This window comes from Enterococcus sp. C74, from assembly GCF_040887125.1.
GTDB classification, from domain to species: domain Bacteria; phylum Bacillota; class Bacilli; order Lactobacillales; family Enterococcaceae; genus Enterococcus_B; species Enterococcus_B hirae.
Window position 1 is genome coordinate 104,415 of the sequence record NZ_JBFOFA010000004.1, and the last position, 20,433, is coordinate 124,847.

General features: G+C 35.8%; 19 protein-coding genes and 1 pseudogene. 16 read left to right on the forward strand and 4 right to left on the reverse strand.

Annotated features, from left to right (window positions below):
• Positions 1-625 precede the first annotated feature (625 nt).
• The gene (locus AB3H93_RS06855) at positions 626-2,245 is read right to left on the reverse strand and encodes a hypothetical protein (RefSeq protein WP_368020351.1); all 1,620 of its coding nucleotides are present in this window, start codon (positions 2,243-2,245) and stop codon (positions 626-628) included.
• Positions 2,246-2,634: 389 nt separating this feature from the next.
• On the opposite strand from AB3H93_RS06855, the gene AB3H93_RS06860 reads away from it, so the two are divergent.
• Genes AB3H93_RS06860 through AB3H93_RS06870 form a run of 3 tightly spaced genes read left to right on the forward strand, consistent with a single transcriptional unit; the run spans position 2,635 to position 5,528 of the window.
• Positions 2,635-3,681 carry a hypothetical protein gene (locus AB3H93_RS06860; protein ID WP_096709241.1) on the forward strand — a complete coding sequence of 349 codons (1,047 nt, stop codon included), beginning with the start codon at positions 2,635-2,637 and terminating at the stop codon, positions 3,679-3,681.
• Positions 3,682-4,941 carry a tetratricopeptide repeat protein gene (locus AB3H93_RS06865; RefSeq protein WP_088775133.1) on the forward strand — a complete coding sequence of 420 codons (1,260 nt, stop codon included), beginning with the start codon at positions 3,682-3,684 and terminating at the stop codon, positions 4,939-4,941.
• A 5-nt stretch (positions 4,942-4,946) separates the two neighbouring features.
• The gene (locus AB3H93_RS06870; protein WP_010719559.1) at positions 4,947-5,528 is read left to right on the forward strand and encodes a ReoY family proteolytic degradation factor; all 582 of its coding nucleotides are present in this window, start codon (positions 4,947-4,949) and stop codon (positions 5,526-5,528) included.
• A gap of 176 nt (positions 5,529-5,704) precedes the next feature.
• On the opposite strand, the gene AB3H93_RS06875 is transcribed toward AB3H93_RS06870, so the two are convergent.
• Complete coding sequence (locus tag AB3H93_RS06875; protein WP_010719557.1) at positions 5,705-6,580, reverse strand: YitT family protein; 876 nt, start codon at positions 6,578-6,580, stop codon at positions 5,705-5,707.
• Between the two features lie 159 nt (positions 6,581-6,739).
• On the opposite strand from AB3H93_RS06875, the gene AB3H93_RS06880 reads away from it, so the two are divergent.
• From AB3H93_RS06880 to AB3H93_RS06905, 6 genes and pseudogenes are all read left to right on the forward strand, one after another.
• Positions 6,740-7,093, forward strand: a complete 354-nt coding sequence (locus AB3H93_RS06880; protein ID WP_010719556.1) for a nucleotide pyrophosphohydrolase — start codon at positions 6,740-6,742, stop codon at positions 7,091-7,093.
• Between the two features lie 26 nt (positions 7,094-7,119).
• Entirely contained in the window at positions 7,120-8,328 is a 1,209-nt protein-coding gene (locus tag AB3H93_RS06885; RefSeq protein WP_368020352.1) for a CCA tRNA nucleotidyltransferase, read from the forward strand.
• Positions 8,329-8,592: 264 nt separating this feature from the next.
• Positions 8,593-9,048: a hypothetical protein gene (locus AB3H93_RS06890; protein ID WP_010751262.1), complete on the forward strand. Its 456-nt coding sequence runs from the start codon at positions 8,593-8,595 to the stop codon at positions 9,046-9,048.
• Between the two features lie 231 nt (positions 9,049-9,279).
• Entirely contained in the window at positions 9,280-9,555 is a 276-nt protein-coding gene (locus AB3H93_RS06895; protein ID WP_010719553.1) for a hypothetical protein, read from the forward strand.
• Between the two features lie 12 nt (positions 9,556-9,567).
• Entirely contained in the window at positions 9,568-11,652 is a 2,085-nt protein-coding gene (locus AB3H93_RS06900) for a sodium:proton antiporter (protein WP_010719552.1), read from the forward strand.
• Positions 11,653-11,733: 81 nt separating this feature from the next.
• Positions 11,734-11,957: pseudogene (locus tag AB3H93_RS06905) on the forward strand (type IA DNA topoisomerase); the annotation flags it as partial.
• A gap of 128 nt (positions 11,958-12,085) precedes the next feature.
• Here AB3H93_RS06905 and AB3H93_RS06910 read toward each other — a convergent pair.
• Together AB3H93_RS06910 and AB3H93_RS06915 are read right to left on the reverse strand one after the other, a co-directional pair.
• The gene (locus AB3H93_RS06910; RefSeq protein WP_010737364.1) at positions 12,086-12,400 is read right to left on the reverse strand and encodes a multidrug efflux SMR transporter; all 315 of its coding nucleotides are present in this window, start codon (positions 12,398-12,400) and stop codon (positions 12,086-12,088) included.
• 3 nt (positions 12,401-12,403) lie between these two features.
• The gene (locus AB3H93_RS06915; RefSeq protein ID WP_010737365.1) at positions 12,404-12,733 is read right to left on the reverse strand and encodes a multidrug efflux SMR transporter; all 330 of its coding nucleotides are present in this window, start codon (positions 12,731-12,733) and stop codon (positions 12,404-12,406) included.
• A 432-nt stretch (positions 12,734-13,165) separates the two neighbouring features.
• Here AB3H93_RS06915 and AB3H93_RS06920 point away from each other — a divergent pair, with 432 nt between their 5' ends.
• The 7 genes from AB3H93_RS06920 to AB3H93_RS06950 all read left to right on the forward strand — a co-directional run bounded on the left by AB3H93_RS06920 (position 13,166) and on the right by AB3H93_RS06950 (position 20,433).
• Entirely contained in the window at positions 13,166-13,933 is a 768-nt protein-coding gene (locus AB3H93_RS06920) for a cyclase family protein (RefSeq protein ID WP_010737366.1), read from the forward strand.
• Between the two features lie 318 nt (positions 13,934-14,251).
• A complete protein-coding gene (locus AB3H93_RS06925) occupies positions 14,252-16,147 on the forward strand; it encodes an ABC-F family ATP-binding cassette domain-containing protein (RefSeq protein ID WP_368020353.1) in 1,896 nt (631 codons plus the stop codon).
• Between the two features lie 10 nt (positions 16,148-16,157).
• On the forward strand, positions 16,158-17,105 hold the full coding sequence (locus tag AB3H93_RS06930; protein ID WP_034700291.1) for a thymidylate synthase: 948 nt from the start codon (positions 16,158-16,160) through the stop codon (positions 17,103-17,105).
• Positions 17,106-17,124: 19 nt separating this feature from the next.
• Positions 17,125-17,619, forward strand: coding sequence for a dihydrofolate reductase (locus AB3H93_RS06935; protein WP_010719546.1), 495 nt, complete (start codon positions 17,125-17,127; stop codon positions 17,617-17,619).
• A gap of 231 nt (positions 17,620-17,850) precedes the next feature.
• The gene (locus AB3H93_RS06940; protein ID WP_010719545.1) at positions 17,851-18,693 is read left to right on the forward strand and encodes a DegV family protein; all 843 of its coding nucleotides are present in this window, start codon (positions 17,851-17,853) and stop codon (positions 18,691-18,693) included.
• A 145-nt stretch (positions 18,694-18,838) separates the two neighbouring features.
• Positions 18,839-19,732: an SGNH/GDSL hydrolase family protein gene (locus AB3H93_RS06945; protein ID WP_088745530.1), complete on the forward strand. Its 894-nt coding sequence runs from the start codon at positions 18,839-18,841 to the stop codon at positions 19,730-19,732.
• A complete protein-coding gene (locus tag AB3H93_RS06950; protein ID WP_010737370.1) occupies positions 19,732-20,433 on the forward strand; it encodes a YpmS family protein in 702 nt (233 codons plus the stop codon). Before AB3H93_RS06945 ends, AB3H93_RS06950 begins: the two co-directional genes overlap by 1 nt.

Sequence of the window (20,433 nt, forward strand, 5' to 3'; positions counted from 1 at the left end):
AGATGATAAATTTTATGCGCTAAATCAACACGTTCATCAGCTCTTTTCAAAGCTAGGTTGAAAGAATTGTTTTGTACAGGAACCCCGTTCTTCGTTACAAATAGATAGTTGAGATTTTCGAACTTGTCGTTTTCCATAGAATCCCAAGTTACTTCTTCAATTGTCCGTTTAACCAAACAAAGAGTTCTGTTTGTTATATCAAGAGTTCTGTTTGTTATATCAAGAGTTCTGTATGATGCGTTTGTTTTAACAGATTCCTTACAAGTCTTTTATCAATTTCTCAGCAATAAGCGATGATTTTCTAAAATAGGAGAAGCTATTTCAAAAAATCTTTTCTCATTGTCATCGAAGCTCCCGATGCTTGCAAAACCTCTGATTTACGCTCTTTTCACAACCTTGCTTTAAACAATAATAAAAAAATCTGAGGCAGAATACGGTTCATTCTGTCCCAGATTTTTAATACAAAGCTTCTCAGTCATTATTGACGAAAAGCTATTTTTTCAAACTATCTTAATGAATAAGATAGTCGTTATTTTTACAACCTCTTATTTATTCAAAGTTGCTTGCTTCGCTCATTGTCTCATTTTTCTATCTGGCTGTTTAGAAAAAATCTTTTGCTCACCGGTTATTGCGTACGTTTGTTTTTACTGAAAAATTTGCATCGTTTGCTCATATAGTAAGCAATGATGATAACCACTGTTAATATTCGGATATAAATAGCTGATCTGAATAGTTTACTTGGTTTATATCCTACAATAATTTCATTTGTACCAATCTTTGGAGAAATTCTTAGAGCGCCTATTGAAGTCAGTGAATATTGTGCTTCACTTCTAGATTTTCCATTGATTATGAGGGAACTATTGTGGTAAATGATTACTGGTAAAGTTATTTTATTTGTATCTTTAGCAGTGAAAGTTAGATGTATATTCCCTTGTTTGTCAATTGATCTTTTAAGAGGGATAGAATTGTGTAAAACGTCCTCTTTATAAGCTTTGTAAGGATCTTCCAATTGTCCACCACTAGCGGGTAAATAGTCAGCCATCGGTTTTCTGTGTATTTGTAAAGCAGCAGATAGATCAGCATTGCCTCCAAATAGGTGACGAATATTACTTGCATTACTTTCTAAGGTTTCAGCAGCACTGGTGTCTTTAGAAAGTGGGGCATCACTATTCCAGATAGCTGCTGTATCCGAAATTAAAGCATAGCCACCTGTTAAATTTAACAATGAAAAAGTCAGTAATAGTGGCACACTGATTTTTAAAACCGATTGTTTCTCTAAAGTTACAAAGGCTTTTTGAATGGTAAAACCGAACCCTAGTATTAATAAGATACATGCGAGGCAACCCAGTCTTTGTGGAAATTGCATTTTGCGAACAAATGTAAAATAATTGCCGATATCATTCCAAGGAATGTATTTAGAAGAGACAAGTAAAAAGAATGCTCCGACTAAGTTGATTGTTTTTTCCAACACACTGAGTTTATTAAAGTGGACGATAGTAAACACAAGTTGAAAAACAAATATCATAGAAAGGATTAGTCCAAAGTTTGTCCAGCCAATTGAACCAAACGAAAGTGAAGTACTATTCGATAATAGATCAGTTACTGCGTATGGTGGAATCAAGGTATCATTGGACAAATCCAGAAAAGCAGTAAACGTATTGAAAGAAAGACCGATAGCGATCACCACTGCTAGTAGAGCCTGTTTGATTATTACTAGTTTTTTGTTCGAGTGAAGAAAACCCACAAGGAAAAAGGGAATCAAAGCGGCTACGGCTAGTAAGGTTGAAAACATATGGACAGATAGCAATAATGAAATGGTTCCTCCTAGCACCACAGGTTGGATTGGGCTTTCCCGATTTCTTATCATTCTAACAGCTGGAATAAAAATAAGAGGTAAAAAGGCAGCACCCCAACCAGAAAAATTTTGGGCAAGAGTATAGTAAAAAATGGTAGGTGTACCCATGTATAAAATAGCCATCCCAGTAGCAATTTTTTGCTCTAAATGGCAGTACCGTCCAAGGAAATACATCGATGTACCGGCAGTGAAGTAACACAGAAAAGTAGATACAAGTTGGAATCTGAACCAAGTTTTAAAAATTAAAAGTAACAGTCCATGTAAATAGGCAAAGTCAGTTCCATAAAGGGCATTGATGACTCTTCCCGATTGGCTAAAACCGTAGATGGATTGGAAATAATTAAACGTGCCATTTTTTAATTGCATAGCCGTGTCATAGAAACGGTTCATATGAAACACCCAGTCATTTGAAACAATGAGTGCATGTTTATAAATTTGAGGTGAAACCATAAAAAAAGCACATAGGGAGATAATTAAAATTGCTGTAACTGATTTTTTATTTATTTTTGACAAAACTTATCCCTCATTTTTGATGAAATTTAGTTGAATAAAATTGCTTAATCCATTTCTCCGTTTTATAAAATGAAAAGCAAAGTCCTATATAATCTTTTACTTCGTATTACAGTATACCATGCCCGATTTATTACACAAGAATTCTTTAAATAGGTGCTCTTAAATGTAGGTGAATTACGAAGTTTTTCTATATTCTCCCAAGAATTTACCCTATTCTTTTCCGATTTTACTTACTAATGGTAAAATAAAGAAAAGGAGGGGTGCTTATGGAAATCGACTATCAAGGACAAGAAGAACAAACAAAAATCTATTATGGGGAAACGTTGGTCAGCCAACTGAAAACAATAACGATTGATCAGCCTGTTTTATTTTTGACGAACCAACGGTATTACGATTTGTTTGTTGAGAAAATCAACCAACAGTTTCCTAACCCAAGTGAGATTGATTGGTATATCTGTGCCAATACTCAATGTAATCACTTAAAAGAACTAAGTAATCTTGTGACATTTGCAAAACGATATCCTGAAAACCAATCCTTACTTATAATTGGGTTTGGGAATGAGGGAATCATGGATTTAGCAGGTTTTTTCCAGAAGCATACCTCACTTGCATCAACATTATGGCTAATACCGGTATCGATTCGTTCAATGGCCCGGGCATTAACTCCTCAACGAAATATTTTACAATTGCCAAATCAAGTCGTCTTGCGAACGACCAACCTTCCAGAACGAATTGTTTACGATCAAACAATCAGTGAAAAACAAGGAGAAGGGAAACAAATAGATTTTTTGACTTTGATAACATGTGGTTTAGTTTGTGATTATCATTTTTTACAAAATCTCTATAAAAACTATCCGCAACCAAGGCAGTTATCTCAGCGGGCTTTTACGGGGATGCTGGAAGAAATGATTACTTTTTACCAAGTAGATGCGGAAAATCTCTCAAATTATGGTAAACTATTTGAACAAGCTTTTTACCTAACAGAAAATGGTCATTTGTTATCAGCTAGTATGAAAAAACTATTAGGAATGCTTTTTCATCTTACTTGGAATGTAGGACTAGCGGATATATCCTTTCAATTGAAAAATTTTTTTATCTGGTTGAAACATCTGGGTTATCCAATCGATTGGCCAGAACAATTATCAAAAATTGATTATTTAGAAAATGTCTTGCTTCTAGCGGAAAAAAGCAAAAAAATTCTTGTTTTGAAAAAAATTGGTATAATAGAGAAATATCAATCGCCAAAGGAACAAGAATTAATACAAACAATGAAATCTTATGACGAGATTATTAGTGAGATTAGAGGGATTTAAATGAATACAAATAGTGAAAAAATGTTACAAGCATTGTCAGAGGAAGATTTGGCGCAAGCTCAGTTATATCTGACACAAGCTTTGAAAGAAGATCCGGCCGATGTTTTGGCTGAATTAGGGGAAGAACTCTTAGCGATTGGTTTTTTAGAAGAAGCAAAGCAAATTTTTGAACAGTTAGTGAAACAGTACCCCGAAAATGATGAGTTGTTCATTCCATTGGCGGAAATTGCGATTGAAGATAATGAAATCGATCAAGCATTTGAATATCTGGAAAACATTTCAAAAGAAAGTGACTACTATCCTCAAGCTTTATTAGCAATTGCTGATTTATATCAAGTAATCGGTATTCCTGAAGTCAGTGAAGCGAAATTAAAGGAAGCAGCTGCGTTGTTGCCTGATGAACCATTGATCCAATTTGCTTTAGCCGAACTTTACTTTTCAGTCGATCGTTTTGCTGAAGCTGCAACGATCTATCAACTATTATTATCAAGTAATATTGATGAGATTTCTGGTATCTCTATGCAGGAACGTTTAGGACAATCTCTAAGCATGCAAGGAGAGTTTGAAGCAGCAATCGAACCATTGGAACAAGCATTGCAGGAAGAACGGACAGATGATCGCTTATTCCAGTTAGCTTTCACCAATCTGCAGCTAAAAGAAAATGAAAAAGCGATCAATTATTTACAAGAATTGAGAGAAGTAAATCCCCAATATCAATCTCTTTATCTTTATTTAGGTCAAGCATTGCAAGAAGAAGAATTGATTGAAGAAGCGCAGAAAGTTCTTGAAGATGGGATCAAAGAAAATCCTTATCAAGTAGAACTCTATCACTTAGCTTCTGAAAATGCGTATCGCCTACATGACAAAGAAAAAGCAGAAAAACTATTATTAAATGCGTTGGAATTAGGTGAAAAACAAGACGAAACATTATTAACATTAAGTAATTTGTATTTAGATGAAGAACGTTACGAAGATGTAATCAAGAGTATCGATCAAATGGAAGAAACTGCAAATCCATATGCGGAATGGAATTTAGCCCATGCCTATAATGAATTAGAGGACTTCACGCTAGCAGCTGTTCATTATGAACAAGCGTATCACGAATTGGAGCATGAACCTGATTTTCTAAAAGAATACGCCTTATTCTTACGAGAAGAAGGACAATTGACAAAAACAAAAGATCTACTTACTCATTATTTAGAATTGGAACCTGGAGATTTGGAGGCATTGTCAGTATTAGACGACCTAGCAGAGAGGTGAGTAAAATGCTAATAGATGTAAAGGAAAAAAAGAATTTCTTAACTTGGATGGTCAATCATGTTTCATTTAGTCGCAGAGAGGTTTTTTGGATTTTGAATTACTTGGCTAATCATGAAGCAATCTTAAGTAATGTTCATTTTGTTGAAGGAGCGAATCAAGCAAATCGGGGATTACAAATCAGTGACCTTTCTTTCGATGGAGAACCAATGAAATTATTTCTCGAGGGGAAAGAATTTACCGATACTGATCAAATTTTTCATGAAATTCGATTAAATTGGAAAAGACCGCTATATGTAGAATGCCTTTTTGAAAATGCTTGGCAGACGAAAGAGTATTTAATGGTTTTAGAAGAGAACCCCTTTGCATCTTGGAACGACTCTATTAGTGAAGAAGATCTTGAACTAGTCGAGCAATATCTCAAAGAGAAAGAACAAGCAGCCCATCTCAAAATGCTTTACTTACAGATTGATCAAGCGCTTGAAAAAGGGGATAAAGATGCTTTCTTGGAATTGTCCGATGAAGTTAATCGTGAAATATTAAGCAAGAACCAAGTAAAAGGCGAACATGCAGGAAAGAATCCTAACTAAGGATACTTTTATTTAACCGTTTATTCGTTTTTAAAGATACTAAAAGAGACTGAGGAAAGTTGATATGCTCCCCCTATATAGGACACTGAAATATAAAAGTCCTGTATAGGGGGATTTTGTATGCCAAAAAGAAAGATGAAACTCACTCCAGAAAAACGAGTAGAACTAGTAGAGAGCTATATTCGCTTAAATAACTTAGACTGTGGTTTAAGATAAGTGAATCCTTCTCCTTCGACCTCATGGACATTGATAATCGATAGAAAGGCTTTTTCATCGATTTCATGGACGATTCGTTTCACTTCATTCAATTCACTCGAACTAACCACCATATAGATAATTTTTTTAGAATGACCAGAAAATCCACCTTCACCACTTAAAAAAGTAACGCCACGTTCTAATCCAGTCATCAACAGTGGGGCAATTTCTTCATTTTTGTTTGAAACGACTAAAATCCCTTTAGCTGAGTAACCGCCATCTAAGATTGAATCAATGACACGGCTGAAAACATAAGAAACAATTAACGTATACATCATGCGTTTCAAGTCAATGTAAGTCAATGAAGCCAACAAAACGATAACATCTAATACCAGTAAAGATCGACCCATTGAGATCCCATAATTCTTTTCTAATATACGAGCAATGATATCACTTCCACCGGTAGTTCCACCCATCCGATAGACCAGACCACTTCCAGTTCCGGCAATTAAGCCAGCCAATAATGAGACGATCAGTAAGTCATGTTGAAGATTGATTTGTAAAGGAACACGTTGCCAAATCCATAAAAATGCAGACAACGAAACTGTTCCCAAGACGGTATAAGCGAGTGAACGTTTTCCTAAAATTTTTCCACCAATCAAAATCAAAGGTATATTGATCAATAGCGTAGAGTAGGCAGGATCAATCCCAAAAAGTGCGCGTAAGATCAAAGTGATCCCTGAAACGCCACCTTCTGCTAAATGATTCGCAATATTTAAATAAACGAGTCCAAACGCATAAATACTTGTACCAACCATAATCATTACGACTTCTTTAACTGTTTTCATTGAGATCATCAAACCACTCCTTCGATAAACCGACTAATATTTTCGCAATATTTCATTCTTTTTACATCACATTACTCAATGTAGCACGTAATCTTTATTTTCTCAATCGCTCTTGCCTAGGATTTGGACGTAGTTTTTGGTAAGATAAATAGGAAAGGTGGAGAAGAAATGACAAAAGAACGTTCTTTAAGAAGTATGCAACAGGAAGTAGATGACTATATCCAACAGTTTAAAGTAGGCTATTTTTCTCCATTAGCTCAAATGGCACGCTTAACAGAAGAAGTCGGGGAGCTGGCTCGAGAAGTCAATCATACATACGGTGAAAAAGCGAAGAAAGAAACGGAGCCCAACAATTCTGTAGCAGAAGAATTAGGTGATGTTTTATTTGTCACTATGATCATGGCAAATTCCCTGGAAATCGATTTAACGGATGTATTTGAAAAAAATATGGAAAAATTTAATCGCAGAGATCACAATCGCTTTGAAAGAAAAGAAGCAAATAAGGATGATAAAAAAGCGTAAGCCATCAAGTTGGAAGAGGGAAAACAATGAAACTAAAACAATTACCAAGAGAATACCAAAAAGCGATTCCTGTCTTGAATAAATTGGAGCAAGCGGGTTTTGAAGCTTATTTTGTCGGGGGAAGCGTCAGAGATATCTTGTTGGATCAACCCATCCATGATGTAGATATCGCAACAAGTGCATTCCCAGAAGAAATCAAACAACTTTTTCCGAAAACCATTGATATCGGCATTGAACATGGCACCGTTTTGGTCTTGGCTGAAGAGGAACAATATGAAATCACGACCTTTCGGACAGAATCGACCTATCAAGATTATCGCCGTCCAGATCATGTCGAATTTGTCCGTTCACTTGAAGAGGATCTAAAAAGACGTGATTTTACGATCAATGCATTTGCATTAAAAGAAGATGGTCAAATCATTGATTTATTTGACGGGTTAGCTGATTTAGAAAACCAGATCCTTCGAGCAGTAGGCGATCCACAGGAACGGTTTCATGAAGATGCTTTGCGTATGATGCGTGGGATTCGATTTGTTAGTCAAATTGGGTTTACACTCGAGCAAGAAACGGCTGCGGCCATTCAGGCCAACCATTCATTATTAGGAAAAATTTCTGTCGAACGGATTAATGTGGAATTTATCAAAATGTTATTAGGGAAAGAGCGTTCTACAGGATTGAGAACATTCGTTGAGACGCAATGTTATATTTATTGTCCAGGTTTAAGAGACTATGGTGAAGCCTTGTTACGTTTTGCCGATTTACCAGATGAACCATTGCAAACTGAAAGTCAGGCGTGGGCATTGTTGATCGATCAGTTAGGACTTCAAGAAAGTGAGATCCGTCCTTTCTTAAAGGAATGGAAATGTTCCAACCAAATGATTCGAGAAGTTCAAATGATCGTTCATGGATTGATTCAACGTAAAAGACAGATGTTGGAACCAATGGTACTCTATTGTTTGGGAAAAGAGAACGCTTTGAAGACAGAAGAACTCATGATTTATTTTGGTGAAACACCTCAACTAGAACAAGTAGCAAAGCGCTATGATCAATTACCGATTACATCCATGCGAGAGTTAGCAATTGATGGGAAGAAACTTCTTAGTGCGAGTGACAAGAAACCAGGGAAATGGGTCAGTGATGCACTTCAAGCTGCAGAAAGAGCAGTGGTAGAGGGAAGTGTAGCAAATGAAGCAAGTGCCCTTTTTGATTATCTCCAGCAAAATAACCATTTATAGATTTCGATGAATGTCGAAGTCGCGCTTTAATAGAGATTCTGAAAGAAGCAATCAGCTCTGAGTAATAAGTGAGGAATTTAAAAACTTCTCCTATTTAGAAAATCCTCGCTTATTGCTGGGGAGTTGCTTCCGGATTTTTTTGTCAATAGTGGAACGCTTCTAAAGTTTCACATCTTTGAAAAAACTTTAGATGTGACCTTCACGTGGGATGTGTGCTAAACTAAAAGGGAACCAGAATAAATGACGTCAAAAGGGGATTTTTTTATGAGTAAAGAAATGACAGCGCTAAAATTTTATTTCCGAAACGGCGAAACGTGGACGATCAATCGTCGCCATATTGGTGATTTGTGGATCAAACAAATAACAACGAGTTTTGGACGAATCAATGGTAGTGAATTTATGGAAATCCATCCTTGTGCTGGATTTAAGATCGAAATTTTTCACGAAGGTGATTCCGTAGCAACTCACGACATCAACTTAGGTGGATTAGAGATGGGCATGTTCAACCGCGCATTAAAATATGAAGATATTGAACGGATGGAGATTCTTTATCGCAATGGTACACCTGACCTAGTTTATTTCCCTTATCTTGATAAAGGAACAGAAGGATTGGATAATCAATACCAATCAACTAAAATCAGTGAAAAAACAGGTAATTTATACATCGTGATCAATCCGGATCAACGTGTTGAAGATATCTATGGCGAGTTTTTTGAATAAAACCAAAGTTTAATGGATAGCTGAGAAAGGAGCGGAAATGGTTTCCCAGCTCCTTTTTTGGTGTGTTTTCCGCACTTGATATTTTCTTCCATTTGGAATAGAATGAGTTTCTGAAATTCAAGCAAACTTATTCTTCGAATCCAGCTGAACTTGTCTAATGAAGGAGAATCCTTTTCCTTTCAACGTTTAGTGTTTCATGAAGATCAAGTTTGCATTTAGGAGATCTTAAAAATGAGGAAGAGCTTTGAAGAACAAAAGAAACTGTTGCATGATCGTTATGGTGCGTTTTCAATGGAAGATCGTCGGCAAATCCTTTGTAAGCTGCGAAAGAAAAATATCATCATGTATCGTCAGCTTGAGCGATTGAAACATGATTTGCTACGTTTAGAATCAAAGCGAGTACAGTGTGAATTAGAAGGAAACAATGTACAAGCAGAAGTGGTAGAAAACAAAATATTGAAGAAAAAAGAACAATTTCTAAAGGTACTCGCTCAAAATAAAAAATAAAGGGGACGGACCATGGAATTTGCTGAGTTAGTGATCGTATTTGCTGTAACGATCACCTTATCTAATATAGCTAGCCGCATTTTACCTATGATCCCAGCTCCACTGATCCAAATATTTCTTGGTATCATCTTAGGATTAACAGAATGGGGCCAATCGATCAACTTTGAACCAGAACTCTTTCTAGTGATGATCATTGCGCCGTTGCTTTTTCGTGAAGGAGAAAAAGCCGATGTATCCTCGATCCTGAAAAACTTTGATACGATTTTATTTCTGGCTTTTGGAGGGGTAATCCTGACATTAGTCGGGGTTGGTTTTACGCTGTCGTTTTTATTACCCAGCGTGCCATTAGCTGCTTGTTTTGCTTTTGGAGCGGCTCTTGGACCAACCGATGCTGTCGCTGTCAGCTCGCTCTCTGGGCGGGTGAATATCCCAAATAAAGCGATGCATATTTTAGAAGGCGAAGGATTATTGAATGATGCTTCAGGTGTTACCGCCTTTCAATTTGCATTAGCTGCATTGATCACGGGCTCTTTTTCTGCAGTCAACGCAGGATTTACACTTGTGTTTTCTAGTATAGGAGGAGCCGTCGTTGGCTTTTTACTTGTCTGGGTCAAACGAAAAGTGATTAATCTGATTGAGAAGGCTTCTGCCAGAGATGTGACAGGTTACTTGTTAATTGAATTGCTATTACCGTTTTTAGCGTATGTTTTAGCAGAAGTATTTGATGTTTCAGGGATTATTGCCGCAGTAGTAGCTGGGGTATTGCAAGCTTCGGGATTTAGAAAAATCTCGGTGTTTGATGCGGAGTTATCAAGTTTGTCCGATAGTACATGGACAACAATCACATTTACGCTGAATGCGTTAGTTTTTATCTTTTTAGGAATTGAATTAACCCAAGTATTTTCTCCAGTTTGGGGAGATGGGCTTTATTCAAACTGGTTGCTGTTAATCACGATTTTGTTGATTTCAATGATCTTATTTATGATTCGCTTTGTTTCGATCAGTCTTTTTTATTTATTTAAATATAAAGGAAAAGAATTCAAGGAACAATTGAATGAGATTTTGATTTTAACTTTTGGTGGTGTGAAAGGAACGGTTAGTTTAGCAACGATTTTCATCTTACCTTTTACGATTAACCAAATGATTTTTTATCAGCGCTCTTTATTATTATTTTTGACGGCAGGAGTTATTTTGGTAACGCTGATCGTAGGCATCGTGGTTTTACCCCTGTTGACAGAAACGGAAGAGGTAGTGAAAACAGATTTGAATGCTTTAATGATCCTAGAAGAAGTCATTGAAGTATTGAAATCTGAAATCAAAACGTTAGATAAAGATTCAAAAGAATATTTAGCAACTGAAGCAGTGATCGAAAACTATCAAGAGCGTATCCGTGATCTTTATTTAAAAGATCTTTCTGATGATGAAAAGCAAGAAGTACAAGAAATTCAAGCATTGATTTTATCCATCGAACGTGATGGATTAGATAAAAGTTATCGTTCTGGTAAGCTTTCCTCAAATGGCTATCGTTTTTATTCACGATTTCTTGCTAATTTTGAACACTCTATTACTAGTCAGGTACTGTCGTTTGTCGGCTTCTGGTTTATTTTTGTTCGACGGTTGATTCGGATCATCTTACATCCTAAAATGTTCTGGCAACGACAAAAATCAGATCGAAAGACACTGATTTCCGAAAAAGATATTCAAGAAATTCGGGAAACCTATCAAAAAAACACACAATTGATCATTGAGAGTTTAGAAAACCTAACCGATGTTTATGATGAAACAATGGTCAACTTTTTCATCCAACAACGAAAAATGGAAGGCATCAAAATGGCTTCAGGAAATTTGATCTCCTCTTGGATGATCCAACAAGACAGTCTTTATTCCAAAAAAATGTTGCGTGGCTATTACTTAGAGCGCAAAATCGTTGATGAGTATGAAGAAGCTGAGAAAATCACGACTTTTTCTGCTAATAGTTATCGGAAAAATATTAATTTACTGGAATCCTATACTATGAATAAGCCAGTTGATGATTTTTCATTTAAATTCGCATTGCGGGCAAGAAAACGTTCGCTTCCGGCTAAAAAAGTTGAGTAAGTGCTCAGCGTGATCAAATCTGGGTCAGAATGAACCTCATTCTGTCTCAGATTTTTTGTTATTTCACGTTGATTCATTGATGGTATGAATGATAACCCATGGTATAGTTTACTCTTGCAGCAAAAAGGCATACCAGTAAGTTTGTCCTTAGGTAGAGTCCAAACCCCAACAACATATATGATTTACCAATTGCAAGAAAAGATCAGGAAAGTCAAGAAAAACCTTACTTTGAAGGAAAAGCCCAGATAATCGCTTAAAACGGAGAGTTTTGTGCCAAGCTTGATCCGAATGAAACTCAAATCACATAAGAAGCATTTGAAGCGTATTTAAAAGAAAATGGCTTTCAATTAGCAAAACAGCTTTAGTGATAGTAGAAGAGACTGAGACAAGTTTTGTCCCAATCTCACAAATGACAATAGATTCTTCAATTTAATTAGCTAACTAGTTTTAGCCCAATCACAGAAAATAAAATAATAATCATGGAAGCAAATTGCAGCCAGTTCATTTTTTCTTTAAATAAAAATACTCCAAGGATCATTGAACCAATGGAACCAAAAGCTACCCAAATACTATAGCTAACCCCAGCTTCTAATGTATTCATTGAATGCGATAAAAGTAGTAAACTAGAGGCTGCAGAAATAATAGTTATAATACTCCAATTTATTTTTTTAAATCCGTGTGAATTTTTAAGAGAAAAGACCATTATGATCTCTGCTATTCCTGCTAGTATAAGATAAAGTATATCCACAGATTATTCCTCCTTTGTTGTGATTTTTAGACCCAAAATTCCTATAACTAATAATGCAGAAAACAATATTTTTTGCACAGATACACTTTCATTCAGAAATAAAATACCAAAAATGATTGTTCCAACTGCACCTATTCCAGTAAACACTGTATATGCTGCTCCAGTAGGTAAGCTTTCCATACCTTTAGCAAATAAATAAAAGCTAATAACAACGAGCAAAATCGTCAAAATGGAATAGAAAAAATGATGGAAATTCTCTGATTTTTTTAAACAAAGTACCCAAAAAATTTCTAAAAAACCTCCGAAGATAACGTAAAACCAGTTCTTCTCCATTTCGTACCTCCTTAAGAAAAATTAGATATCAGAAAACAAAAAAGGGATTGGATAAGAGTAATCTTATCCAATCCCTTAGGATCCTCCGATATTCGAAAAAAATTGTAATATATTTTTCTATTAATGTAAAGAAGATATTTCTTCTAGTCTCAAAAAATCAAGTAAAGTATACTATGTTGGACTTCCACATTATAAAATCAATAGGATAAGTGACAGTTATTTTTCAAGATTTTCTTCACCTTTCTAATCGTTGTAAACTAATAAAAGCATCGTTCTTAACGTCTATTCTTAATTTAATGACATAATTCATTGATTGTCCATCAGACTATCACTATAAAAAATAAATTCAAAAATCATCAAAAAAAAGTAAAATAGAAAAATTTTTTTAGTTAATATTAAAACTTAGATAATCATTCAAGGAGTTGTTAGACATTGAAATTAGTTGACTTAAGTATCACTATAGAAAATGATTTGCCCAGTGATCCAGAGGAAATGATACCTAAAATTTCATACATTGATCATGAACAAAGCGTCAACGATATGCTTCGTTTCTTTGGAACAGCAAAAAAAGAACACTTGCCTGCTGGTTTAGCATGGGCGATCGAAAAAATTCACTTGACTACGCATTCAGGTACTCATTTAGATGCTCCTTATCACTACCATCCAACAATGGATAAAGGTAAGCCAGCTTGGACAATTGAGCAAATTCCTCTTGATTGGTGTTACGGTAATGGTGTTGTATTTGATTTTTCAAACAAACCAGACGGATATCGATTAGAAATCGAGGATTTTAAAGAAGCTTTAGATGCGATGGACTATCGATTAAAAGAAAAGGACATTGTTTTAATTCGGACTGGAGCGGATCAATATTGGGGAACATCAAATTACTTAATCAGTGGGTGCGGTGTAGGAAGAGAAGCAACTTTATGGCTACTCGAACAAGGAATAAAAGTGGTAGGTACCGATGCTTGGTCATGGGACAGACCTTTACCATTCATTGCAAAAGAATTTGATAAGACCGGAGACCCTTCACTTATTTGGGAAGGGCATTTTGCAGGAATCGAGAAATCTTATTGTCAGCTTGAAAAATTAACCAGTCTTGATCAATTACCTTCCACGGGGTTTAAAATCAGTTGTTATCCGATAAAAATTAAAAATGCTAGTGCTGGTTGGGTTAGAGCAGTAGCTATAATCGAATAATTAACATCTTTCTAATTATTTTTTATAATAGGAACGTTATAGATAGTCAAAACATAAAATTTTTTTTATTTTATAGATACAAGAAAAGCACACTCCTTTGATTTTTGTTTAGGCACTTTAATCATACAAGGTTGTGTGCTTTTTGTGTACCTTAAAAAAATGAGGCAATAATCAGATTTTTTCTAACTATTATCCCACTCTAATGAAAAAATCAACACTATCTTATTTTCTCCCTTTATTTTGTCTAAGATGATAATAGAAAAATATCCGTAATTAAATTATTTTATGATACAATAACCAAGATGAGGAGGGAATGGATTGAAAGAATTAAAAGTAACTGACCTCAATAAAACGTATGGTGAAAAAGAACTATTTAACCAGATTTCTTTTTTGATCCACGAAAAAGACCGAATCGGTTTGATTGGAACTAATGGAACTGGAAAAACAAGTTTATTAAATATTTTAGCAGGTATCGACAGTGGGGATGGAGATCGACCAACAGTTTTTTATCCGAATGATTATCGAATTGGATATTTGTCACAGACAACCGAATTTTCTGATGAATTGACTGTACTTCAAGCGGTTTTTCAAGGAAATAGTCCATTAATCCGTACCGTGAGAGAATATGAGGAAGCTTTGCTTGTATTAGCTGAGAATGGCGAGGACGAGAGCGTTCAGAGACGTTATGCCAAGGCAGAAGAACAAATGAACAAAGAAGATGCTTGGACCACAGATACAAATGCTAAGATTATCTTACAAAAATTAGGCATCAGTGAATTAGATAAAAAGATTGGCGCACTATCAGGTGGACAAAAAAAACGTGTAAGTTTAGCACAAGTCCTAATCGATGAGCCTGATTTATTATTATTAGATGAACCCACGAACCACTTGGATTATGAAGCGATTGAATGGTTAGAAAATTACTTAAAACAGTATCGTGGATCGTTATTAATGGTCACCCATGATCGTTATTTCTTGGATCGAGTGACGAATCGCATTTTTGAACTATCATTTGGACAACTACACGAGTATCGAGGGAATTATGAAGCTTATATTTTAGAAAAAGCTGAAAGAGATCGTGTGGAAGTGGAACAAGAAGAAAAACGAAAGCGCCTGTACAAACAAGAATTAGCCTGGATGAGAGCTGGAGTTCAAGCACGCGGAACGAAGCAACAAGCACGCATCAATCGTTTTGAGGATCTTAAAGAAAACTTGTATCAAGTCAATCATGAAGCAGACCTCGAATTGAATATCGCAACGAAACGTTTAGGAAAAAAAGTATTAGAGATCAAAGATGGAACATATGCTATTGAAGGGAAATTGCTGATCAACCATTTAGATTTGTTGATTCAATCACGAGAACGTTTAGGTATCACTGGGAAAAATGGTGCCGGTAAATCAACCTTACTGAATATTTTAGCGGGACGTATTCCTTTAGATAATGGTACGTTTACGGTTGGTGAGACTGTTCGTATCGCCTACTATACACAAGAAAATGAAGAGATGAATCCCGAAAAACGCATGATTGCTTATTTGCAAGAAGCAGCTGAAGAAGCTCAAACGGCAGAAGGTATGCAAATTGGTGTGGCTGAATTATTGGAAAGATTTTTATTTCCTCGATTTATGCATGGCACATTGATCAAAAAATTATCTGGTGGCGAAAAACGTCGACTATATCTATTGAAATTGCTGATCCAACAACCTAATGTTTTACTCTTGGATGAACCAACGAATGATTTAGATATCGCCACACTGACCATTTTAGAAGATTATTTCAAGAGTTTCCCAGGTGCCGTGATTACTGTATCACATGACCGTTATTTCTTAGACAAAGTAGCAGAAAAATTATTAGTTTTTCAAGGAAATGCTAAGCAAGAATTATATTATGGGGATATGTCGAGTTATTTATTGACACAAAAAGATACAGCGCCTTTAGGTAAAGAAAAAATGAATGAACCAACGAAGCCGGCTGCTGACGTTAAAAAGGAAACAAAAAAGAAACTTTCTTATTTAGAGCAAAAAGAATGGGAAACGATCGAAGATGAAATTGCTGAATTAGAAGAACAGATTTCAGAGCTGCAAGAAGAAATGAATCATCAAGGAGATAACTTTACTCGTTTACAAGAATTACAAGCAAACGTTTCACAAGCAGAAAGCAAATTAGATGAGAAAATGGCTCGTTGGGAATACTTAAGCGAATGGGTAGAAGACTAGGAGGAAAAAAATGGAGCAAGCATATCTTGATTTAGGCAGGAAACTACTAGAAGAAGGACATGAAAAAGGCGACCGAACAGGCACCGGTACACGCAGCATTTTTGGCTATCAAATGCGGTTCGATCTACAAAAAGGATTTCCATTATTAACAACGAAACGGGTTCCTTTTGGGTTGATTAAGAGTGAATTGTTATGGTTTTTAAAAGGGGATACGAATATCCGTTATCTTTTACAAAATAACAATCATATCTGGGATGAATGGGCGTTTGAACGATATATCAAAAGTGATGAATACCATGGGCCAGATATGACTGATTTTGGCCATCGAAGCATCTCTGATCCTGAGTTTAATAAACAATATCAAGAACAAAGTCAGCTATTTTGTGAAAGAATTTTAACTGATGACGCATTTGCTGAAAAATATGGCGATTTAGGTCACATCTATGGGTACCAGTGGCGCCATTGGGAAACGAAAGATGGTGGGTTTATCGATCAAATCAAGGAAGTGGTCGAAGCAATCAAAAAAACACCTGATTCAAGACGTTTGATTGTGTCTGCTTGGAATCCAGAAGATGTTCCTAGTATGGCGTTACCGCCTTGCCACACGATGTTTCAATTTTATGTTCATGATGGTCGTTTAAGTTGTCAATTGTATCAACGGAGTGGTGATGTATTTCTAGGTGTGCCTTTCAATATTGCCAGTTATGCTTTGTTAACCCATCTGATTGCGCATGAAACTGGATTAGAAGTTGGTGAATTTATCCATACTTTAGGTGATGCTCATCTCTATTCAAATCATGTGGAACAAATGAAAGAACAACTTTCAAGAGAAATGCGTGCGTTTCCTAAATTAGTTTTAAATACAGAAAAAAAATCTGTGTTTGACTTTGAAATGGATGATATCAAGGTTGAAGGCTATGAACCTCATCCAGCAATCAAAGCGCCAATCGCAGTATGAACACAGAAAGGATGATGAAATGTTAGCTGCTATCTGGGCACAAGATGAAAATGGGTTGATCGGTAAAGAAGACCAACTGCCTTGGAGATTACCCAATGATCTGAAGTTTTTTAAACAAATGACTGAAGCGAATACTTTAGTTATGGGAAGAAAAACATTTGAAGGTATGGGAAGTCGTCCGTTGCCTAACCGTCAAACAATCGTGATGACAAGAGATCGTGATTACCAAGCTGACAATGTCATGGTTATGCACGAGATTGAAGAAGTATTGGATTACGCAAAGGAAAACGATGGTATTTTGTTCGTTGCGGGAGGATCAGCTATTTATAAAGAATTTCTTCCTTTTTGTTCGGTGCTGTATCGCACAGTCATCCATCATTCTTTTACAGGGGATACTTATTTTCCAGAAGTTGATTGGGATCAATGGTCATTAATCAATATCAGCCAAGGGGAGATGGACGAAAAAAATCCTTATGCCCATCAATTTGAAACATATCAACGAAAAAGAAAATAAATAACCGATGAAAAAAGGTATTTCCTGAAAGCTTGTTTAGCACATTTTGGGAAATATCTTTTTTAATAAAGTTGAAAGGATCAATACCACATCTTTGGATGAAAACGGAATCGTTCGTAGAGGTATTTAATGAAAAAACGTCTGTTGTCTGTTATACTTAAAAAAGAAATTGCCTTTATTAGTACTTGTTGTAAACCAAAAGGCATCTTGTTAAAGGAAGAGTGAGATAGTATGACAAATGTAAAAATCGTAACAGATTCTTCTTGTACAATGGAAAAAAGTGTGCGAGATAACTTAAATATCCAGGTGATGCCGCTAGCTATCATGATCGATGGCGTGGTCTATCCTGATGACGATCAATTAGGTGGAGAAAAATTCATGGATATGATGGCTCAAGCTAAATCATTACCAAAAACGAGTCAACCGCCAATCGGTGAATTTATTTCAACCTATGATCAACTTGGCGAAGATGGCAGTGAAGTTATCTCGATCCATATGACTAAAGGTTTGAGTGGAACGGTTGAAGCGGCCCGTCAGGCAAGCAATCTGACTAAAACGAAAGTGACTGTCATCGATAGTGATACAACCGATCAGGGGCTGTCCTTCCAAGTAATCCGTGCTGCTGAACTTGCACAAGCAGGAAAAAGTGCTGATGAGATTCTTGAAGAAATCAAAAAAGTACAAGAAAATACAAAATTATATATTGGGATCTCTACATTAGATAACTTAGTCAAAGGTGGGCGCATTAGCCGAGCAACTGGTTTATTGTCAAGTGTATTGAACATACGTGCTGTGATGAATTTCACTCATGGAGAGTTGATCCCAGTTGCTAAGGGTCGAGGAAAGAAAACTTTTGACAAATGGTTCAATAATTTGAAGAAAGAATTAAAAGAACTACCAAATGTTCGTCAAATTGGGATCTCTCATGCAGATGCTCAAGAGCTTGCTCAAGAATTTAAAGAAGGACTACAAGAATTATTTCCTGATATGACGATTCCTGTTCTACACACGAATCCAGTTATTGCAACACATACGGGGAAAAACGCCTTTGCAATCATGTATTACGTTGACTAAATCAAGAGGATAAATCATTGGTCAGTTAGCCATTGATTTTATCCTTTTTTTCTTTATAATAATTCTTATTTTTTTCAGAAACACTACCTTTTTATTTTAATTTTTGATAACATAAGAAACAATCGAATAATATGAGGTGAATGATATGAAATTAACAAAACGACAACTATTGCTCGTTTTGTTCCCATTACTTATCGCTATATTTGTATATTTAGGACTATCTTTATCGATTCCAAAAGCTAAACCGCTATTAAAACCAGCAGCGACAGTTAGTCAAAAGACGGATCAAAAAGAAAAAATCCATTATGTAGCTATCGGCGATTCGTTAACTGAAGGAATAGGAGATCAAACGAAACAAGGTGGTTTTGTTCCATTAGTAGCCAACGATTTAAAAGATCGCTATGATCTGACTGCTGTTGAAATTGAAAACTATGGGGTAAACGGTGAACGGAGCGATCAAATTTTAAAACGGCTCAAGAAAAATTCAGAGATTCAAACAAACATTAAATCAGCTGACTTTATTACTTTGACAGTGGGCGGAAATGACTTAATGAAAGTGATTCAAAACGATCTATTTGGGATCAGTATCCAATCATTTAAGCGACCATTACAAAAGTATCAGAAAAATGTTGAACAATTGATCGAAGAAATTAGGAAGTTAAATGGTCACGCACCGGTTTACATCTTAGGTATTTATAATCCATTCTATTTGAACTTCCCTGAGATTAAAGACATGCAGACGATTGTGAACAACTGGAATGCTGGGACTGAGTCTGTTGTCAAAAATGCGGATAACTGCTATTTTATCCCAATCAATGAGTTACTATATCAAGGGTTAAACCAAAAAGTTGGCGTAACTGAAGAAGGAACGAATCAGTCAAGTACTAGCGAAAGTACGTCAAATAGCAAAAATAATGTATTGTATGAAGAAGATCATTTTCATCCTAATAACTTAGGCTATCAATTGATGGCAAATGCTGTACGAGATGAATTAATTGAAACGCAAGACCAATGGTTGCCAAGGGAGGATCAGAAATAATGGAAAAACGCTCAAAAAAGGTTTCGACACAAACGAATACTGAAATTCAAAAGAAAAATTATTGGAAATGGGCTTTTTTGATCCTTTTAGGAGTTGTTCTTGGATCAAGCATCTTTTTAGGTACTCGGATTTTTGCGAATCGAGAACCGGATTTTGCTAAGGTGCCAGCGATCACCCAAAGACAAGGAGATCCAGTCTTGACCATCAACACCAATAAAGAAAAGGTCAATCAAATGATCAGTTTTTTCTTGACAGATTATCAAAAAGACCAAGGTATTCAATATAAATTTTATCTTGAAAATGAAGCGATGTTGAATGGTACGTTTGAAGTATTAGGATTTCCAATCAACTTTTATCTGTACTTTGATCCATATGTGATGGAAAATGGAAATGTCCAATTAAAAGCGAAAAGTCTTTCGATCGGCACATTGAGTTTACCGATCAAAGATATCATGAATATGATCAAGCGAAATTATAAGTTGCCTGATTGGATTGAAATCAATACGGATGATTTGACGATCATGCTACGTTTAGATCGCTTCCGTATGCAAAATGGTATGTACATCAAAGCAGATAAAATTGATTTAGTGAATGATGACATTCGTTTTAGTCTATATCTACCTAAAGAAACTGGTGAAAAGACAACGAGCAATAAAACGACAAAGAATACTGATACCACCGACACGAGTGTAACGAAGTAA

What these genes read in the sequence shown, in the direction of transcription:
- AB3H93_RS06930 (WP_034700291.1), top strand. Translation starts at nt 16,158, where the DNA reads ATGGAGCAAGCATATCTTGATTTAGGCAGGAAACTACTAGAAGAAGGA.
- AB3H93_RS06860 (WP_096709241.1), top strand. Translation starts at nt 2,635, where the DNA reads ATGGAAATCGACTATCAAGGACAAGAAGAACAAACAAAAATCTATTAT.
- AB3H93_RS06875 (WP_010719557.1), bottom strand. Translation starts at nt 6,580, where the DNA reads ATGATCTCAATGAAAACAGTTAAAGAAGTCGTAATGATTATGGTTGGT.
- AB3H93_RS06855 (WP_368020351.1), bottom strand. Translation starts at nt 2,245, where the DNA reads ATGAACCGTTTCTATGACACGGCTATGCAATTAAAAAATGGCACGTTT.
- AB3H93_RS06915 (WP_010737365.1), bottom strand. Translation starts at nt 12,733, where the DNA reads ATGGAGAAGAACTGGTTTTACGTTATCTTCGGAGGTTTTTTAGAAATT.
- AB3H93_RS06885 (WP_368020352.1), top strand. Translation starts at nt 7,120, where the DNA reads ATGAAACTAAAACAATTACCAAGAGAATACCAAAAAGCGATTCCTGTC.
- AB3H93_RS06940 (WP_010719545.1), top strand. Translation starts at nt 17,851, where the DNA reads ATGACAAATGTAAAAATCGTAACAGATTCTTCTTGTACAATGGAAAAA.
- AB3H93_RS06900 (WP_010719552.1), top strand. Translation starts at nt 9,568, where the DNA reads ATGGAATTTGCTGAGTTAGTGATCGTATTTGCTGTAACGATCACCTTA.
- AB3H93_RS06945 (WP_088745530.1), top strand. Translation starts at nt 18,839, where the DNA reads ATGAAATTAACAAAACGACAACTATTGCTCGTTTTGTTCCCATTACTT.
- AB3H93_RS06950 (WP_010737370.1), top strand. Translation starts at nt 19,732, where the DNA reads ATGGAAAAACGCTCAAAAAAGGTTTCGACACAAACGAATACTGAAATT.
- AB3H93_RS06890 (WP_010751262.1), top strand. Translation starts at nt 8,593, where the DNA reads ATGAGTAAAGAAATGACAGCGCTAAAATTTTATTTCCGAAACGGCGAA.
- AB3H93_RS06870 (WP_010719559.1), top strand. Translation starts at nt 4,947, where the DNA reads ATGCTAATAGATGTAAAGGAAAAAAAGAATTTCTTAACTTGGATGGTC.
- AB3H93_RS06880 (WP_010719556.1), top strand. Translation starts at nt 6,740, where the DNA reads ATGACAAAAGAACGTTCTTTAAGAAGTATGCAACAGGAAGTAGATGAC.
- AB3H93_RS06865 (WP_088775133.1), top strand. Translation starts at nt 3,682, where the DNA reads ATGAATACAAATAGTGAAAAAATGTTACAAGCATTGTCAGAGGAAGAT.
- AB3H93_RS06895 (WP_010719553.1), top strand. Translation starts at nt 9,280, where the DNA reads ATGAGGAAGAGCTTTGAAGAACAAAAGAAACTGTTGCATGATCGTTAT.
- AB3H93_RS06935 (WP_010719546.1), top strand. Translation starts at nt 17,125, where the DNA reads ATGTTAGCTGCTATCTGGGCACAAGATGAAAATGGGTTGATCGGTAAA.